A 5,602-nucleotide genomic window follows, 5' to 3' on the forward strand; every position below is an offset into this window, starting at 1 on the left:
TACGCAGGTGGGCGTCTTCGTCGGCGCCGCTGCCTCCGGATACGGCGTGGGCATGCGTCTGCCCGAGGATGTCGAAGGCCACTTCCTCACCGGAAGCGCCACCAGCGTTGCCTCCGGCCGCATCGCCTACACCTTCGGGCTGGAGGGTCCCGCGGTCACTGTCGACACGGCGTGCTCGTCCTCGCTGGTGGCCCTGCACCTGGCGGTGCAGGCGCTGCGCAACGGCGAATGCGACACGGCGCTGGCGGGTGGCGTCACCGTCATGGGTGCCCCCGACGTCTTCACCGAGTTCAGCAGGCAGAAGGGCCTCTCGGCCGATGGGCGGTGCAAATCGTTCTCGGCGGACGCGGACGGCACCGGCTGGTCCGAGGGCGTCGGCATGCTGCTCGTCGAACGGCTCTCCGACGCGCTCCGCAACGGTCACCGGGTACTGGCAGTGGTGCGTGGATCGGCGACCAACCAGGACGGGGCCTCCAACGGCCTGACCGCGCCCAGCGGGCCCGCCCAGCAGAGGGTCATCCGGGCCGCGCTGGCCACCGCAGGCATCAAGCCGTCCGAGGTGGACGCGGTGGAGGCACACGGTACGGGCACCCGCCTCGGTGACCCGATCGAGGCACAGGCGCTGCTCGCCGTCTACGGACAGGACCGGGAGGAGCCGCTGCGGCTCGGCTCACTGAAGTCCAACCTCGGCCACACCCAGTGCACAGCCGGCGTCGCCAGTGTCATCAAAATGGTCGAGGCGATGCGGCACGGGGTGCTGCCCCGGACCCTGCACATCGACGAGCCCACCCCGCAGGTCGACTGGTCGACGGGCGCCGTGGAACTGCTCACCGAACACCAGCCGTGGCCTCGGACCGGCCGCACCCGTCGCGCCGGCGTCTCCTCCTTCGGTATGAGCGGCACCAACGCTCACGTCATCCTCGAGCAGGCTCCGGAGCGCCCCGCCGTCCCGGTCCGCCGCGACACGGCTACCGGCCCTGTGCCGTGGCCGGTGTCCGCCCGGACCGCGGAGGGCCTGCGGGGCCAGGCAGCGCGGCTCCGGGACTTTGTGGCCGGACACCCCGGTCTGCAGCCCGAGGAGATCGCGAAGACCCTTACCACCGGCCGGGCCGCGCTGGAACACCGCGCTGTCGTGCTCGGCCGTGCCGAAAGCCTCCTCAAAGGGCTGGACGCCCTTGCCACTGGTACCTCCGCGGCTTCCGTCGTGCAGGGTTCGGTCGTCAACGGACGCACCGCGTTCATGTTCACGGGCCAGGGCTCGCAGTACGCGGGCATGGGCCGGGAGCTCTACACGGCATTCCCGGTGTTCGCCGAGGCATTCGACGCGGTCGCGGCCCGAGTGGACGTGGGGCTGCCGCTGAAAGAGATCGTCTTCGGCGACGGAGACGAGATGACCCGTATCGGCTATGCCATCGCGGGCATGTTCGCCGTGCAGGTCTCGCTGACCCGGTTGCTGGAGTCCCTGAACATCACACCCGACGTGGTGCTCGGTCACTCCACGGGCGAACTGGCCGCGGCGCACATCGCGGGGGTGCTGTCGCTGGACGACGCGTGCCGGCTGCTGTCTTCGCGGGCCAGGCTCATGCAGGCTCTGCCGGAGAGCGGTTCGATGCTGGCGGTTGAAGCCTCTCGGGAGGAGGTCGTGCCGCTGCCTGCAGGGGTCGACCTGGCGGCGGTGAACGGCCCCGCGTCGGTGACCGTCTCCGGGGACGAAGACGTGATCACCCGGCTGGAGGCCCGGTGGCGTGCCGAGGGCAGGCGGGTCAAGCGACTGATCGTCTCCCACGCCGCCCACTCGCACCACATGGACCCCATCCTCGAGGAGTTCGGAGCAGTCGCGGCCACCCTCACCCACCATGAACCCCTGATTCCGCTCGTGACCACCGGCCCCGGCCCGATCGACGGGCACGAGTACTGGGTGCGGCAGGCCCGGCAGCCGGTGATGTTCGCCGACGCCCTCGGACGGATGTCCGGAGTGCGGAGATTCGTCGAGCTGGGCCCGGACGGCGTGCTGTCGGCTCTGGCGCAACAAGTTCTGGACGATGCCGTGTTCGTGCCGGCCCTGCGGTCCGACCGCGACGAGGTGGAGACCTTCTTCCAGACCCTGGCCGGTCTGCACGTGGCCGGTGCCGCTGTCGACTGGCCCGGCCTGCCCGCCGTCGACGGCGCGGACCTGCCCACCTACGCCTTCCAGCACGAGCGGTACTGGGTAAGGCCCGAGCCCGGTTCGGGCGACGTCAGCGACGCAGGGCTGTCCGGTGCCGGCCACCCGTTGCTCGGTGCCGCGGTGGCTTCGGCCACCGACGACGGCATGGTGCTCACCGGGCGCCTGTCGACAGCGGCCTATCCATGGCTGGCGGACCACCGGGTGCAGGGCTCGACCGTGGTTCCCGGTACGGCGCTGCTCGAACTGGCCCTGCACGCCGGCGGCCTGGTCGGCAGGGCACACGTGCACGAGCTGACCTTGCACGCGCCCTTGGTCCTGCCGGAGCGCGGCGCGGTGCGCGTACAGGTGGTCGTCTCCGCAGGGGAAGGCGCCGAGCACGAGGTCGTGGTGTACGGCCGGCGCGAGTCGGACGAGGAGAGTTCGTGGACCCGGCATGCGGCGGGTGTGCTGGGTGAGGGCGAACAGGGAGAGCCCGCGGCGGAAGCGGTCTGGCCGCCGGAGGGCGCCGTCCCGGTGGATCTCAGCGGACACTACGAGACCATGGACGCGGCGGGGCTCGTCTACGGTCCGGCGTTCCGCGGGCTGCGGGCGTTGTGGACTGCGGGTGACACGGTGTGTGCGGAAGTGGCCTTGCCGGACCGGCGGGAGGCCGGAGCGTTCGGGATGCATCCGGCTTTGCTGGACGCGGCCTTGCAGGCGCTGGGTGCGACGGGCGAGGCAGGGGAGCCTGTGACGGCGCGGCTGCCGTTCTCCTGGTCGGGCGTGGCCTTGCATGCGGTGGGCGCGTCGGTGCTGCGGGTGCGGCTGACGCCGGCAGGTGTGGACGCGGTGGCGGTGGAGGCGTTCGACGAGGCGGGTCTGCCGGTTCTGTCGGTGGAGTCCCTGGCATTGCGGGCCGTGCCGGGACAGTTGACGGCGGCCCCGGGCGCGGACTCGCTGTTCGAGGTCGTGTGGACAGAGCTCGGTGAGGTGAGCGGGACCGATCCCGTTGCGCACGTGCTCGTGGACGATCCGGCCCGCGATGTGGCGGAGTGGTCCGAGGTGCCCGGGGTGGTGGTCTGGCGACCTGCTGCTGAGCCCGCGGCGGTACTGGCGGGAGTGCAGGCATGGCTGGCCGAGGAGCGGGCAGTGGCGTCCCGGCTGGTCGTGTGTACGCGCGGCGCGGTTGCCGCAGCAGACGGTGACGGCATGGCCGAGCCGATGGCGGCTGCGGCGTGGGGGCTGGTGCGGGCGGCTCAGGCCGAACATCCGGATCGCTTCGTCCTTCTCGATGAGGACACCCCCGGTACTCCGGGTACGGGCGAGCCCGGTGCGGACGAGTGCGAAACCCTCCCCTGGGGCCGGGCACTTGCCTCCGATGAGCCACAGATGGCGGTGCGTGCGGGCCGGGTGCTGGTGCCGAGGCTGGCGAGGGTCAGGCCGGCGGGGGACGAGACGGGGCAGAACCCCGGCCTTGGTTCGGTGGCGGGTGGGACGGTGTTGGTGACGGGTGGGACGGGTGTGTTGGGTGGGTTGGTGGCGCGGCATTTGGTGCGGTGTTATGGGGTGCGGCGTTTGGTGTTGGTGAGTAGGAGTGGTGGGGGTGCTTCGGGTGTGGAGGGGTTGGTGTCGGAGTTGGTGGGGTTGGGGGCTGAGGTGGAGGTGGTGGCGTGTGATGTGGCGGATCGTGGGGCGTTGGCGGGTGTGTTGGGTGGTATTCCTGCGGAGTTTCCGTTGACGGGTGTGGTGCATGCGGCGGGTGTGGTGGATGACGGGGTGGTGGAGGCGTTGACGCCGGAGCGGTTGGATGGGGTGTTGCGGGCGAAGGCTGATGCTGCGGTGAATTTGCATGAGTTGACGGCTGAGTGTGATCTGGGGATGTTCGTGATGTATTCCTCGGTGGCTGCGACGTTCGGTTCGCCGGGGCAGGGCAATTACGCGGCCGCCAATGCCTTCCTCGATGCGCTGGCTCACCGCCGGCGCTCCCAAGGGCTCCCGGCGACCGCGCTGGCCTGGGGCCTGTGGGACCGCGCGAGCGCTGTCAGCGGGAACCTCGACGCCACGGACCGGGCACGATTCGCCCAAGTGGGCGAGCCGTTGTCCGACGAGGAAGGTCTCGACCTGTTCGACACCACGGTGCTGACCCGCCCCGAGGCCCACCTGGTTCCGATGCGGCTCGACATCGCAGGGCTGCGGGCCCGCACAGCAGGCGCCCCGGTGCCCGCATTGCTCCGAGGGCTGGTGCGCGTCCCCGTACGCCGTGCCGCTACCGCCACCGACTCCTTTGCCGCCACCCTCCTCGCACTGAATCCGGCAGACCAGGAGCGCACCCTCGTCGATCTGGTGCGTTCCGAGGCCGCCGCTGTGCTCGGCCATGCCTCGGCGGCGGCGGTGGAACGGGGGCGGGCCTTCCGTGAGCTGGGATTCGACTCCTTGACGTCGGTCGAACTGCGCAACCGGGTCAACGCGGCCACCGGCCTGCGGCTCCCCGCCACCCTGGTGTTCGACCACCCGACGCCCGAAGCGCTGGCCGGGCACCTCAGTACCGAACTGCTGGACACCGAGACTGAAGCGCCCGGTAGCGCACCCGTCGCCATGCGTGTCGACGAGCCGATCGCCATCGTCGGCATGGCCTGCCGCTACCCCGGCGGAATATCCTCGCCTGAGGACCTGTGGCGCCTGGTGAGCGACGGCGTCGACGCGGTCGGGGGGTTCCCCACCGACCGCGACTGGCCGGTCGGCGGAGCTTCCCGGGACGTCGATGGTGATTACACCCGTGAGGGTGGCTTCGTTCATGACGCCGCGTCCTTCGACGCTGAGCTGTTCGGTATCTCGCCGCGTGAGGCGGGGGCGATGGATCCGCAGCAGCGACTGCTGCTGGAGGCGTCCTGGGAAGCCTTCGAGCGAGCGGGCCTTGACCCGCTCTCCCTCCGCGGTAGTCAAGCGGGCGTCTTCATGGGCGTGGCGCCCTCCTACTACGGGCTGGACAGCGAGGCGGCCGCAGGCCATGGCCTGACCGGCACTGCCATCAGTGTCGCTTCCGGCAGGCTGGCGTACTTCTTCGGGCTCGAAGGCCCGGCGCTCACCGTCGACACGGCCTGCTCGTCGTCGCTGGTTGCCCTGCACCTGGCGGCGCAGTCCCTGCGCAACGGCGAATGCGACCTGGCGCTGACCGGCGGTGCGACCGTCATGGCGACGCCGGGCATCTACACCGAGTTCAGCAAACAGCAGGGCTTGGCAGCGGACGGCCGCTGCAAGTCGTTCTCCGTGGCGGCGGATGGCACGGGTTGGTCCGAGGGTGTGGGCGTGCTGGTGGTGGAGCGGCTGTCGGATGCGCGGGCGAACGGTCACCGGGTGCTTGCGGTGATGCGTGGTTCGGCGGTGAATTCCGATGGTGCGTCGAATGGTTTGACGGCGCCGAACGGCCCGTCGCAGCAGCGGGTGATCCGGGCGGCC

At 70.7% G+C, this 5,602-nt stretch carries 1 protein-coding gene; it reads left to right on the plus strand.

Annotation, left to right across the window (positions count from 1 at the left end):
* On the plus strand, positions 1-5,602 hold a 5,602-nt coding region (locus PJ985_RS22970), incomplete at both ends, for a type I polyketide synthase (RefSeq protein WP_271685817.1).

The organism is Streptomyces sp. ACA25 (assembly GCF_028200735.1).
In the GTDB taxonomy this organism is placed as follows: Bacteria; Actinomycetota; Actinomycetes; order Streptomycetales; family Streptomycetaceae; genus Streptomyces.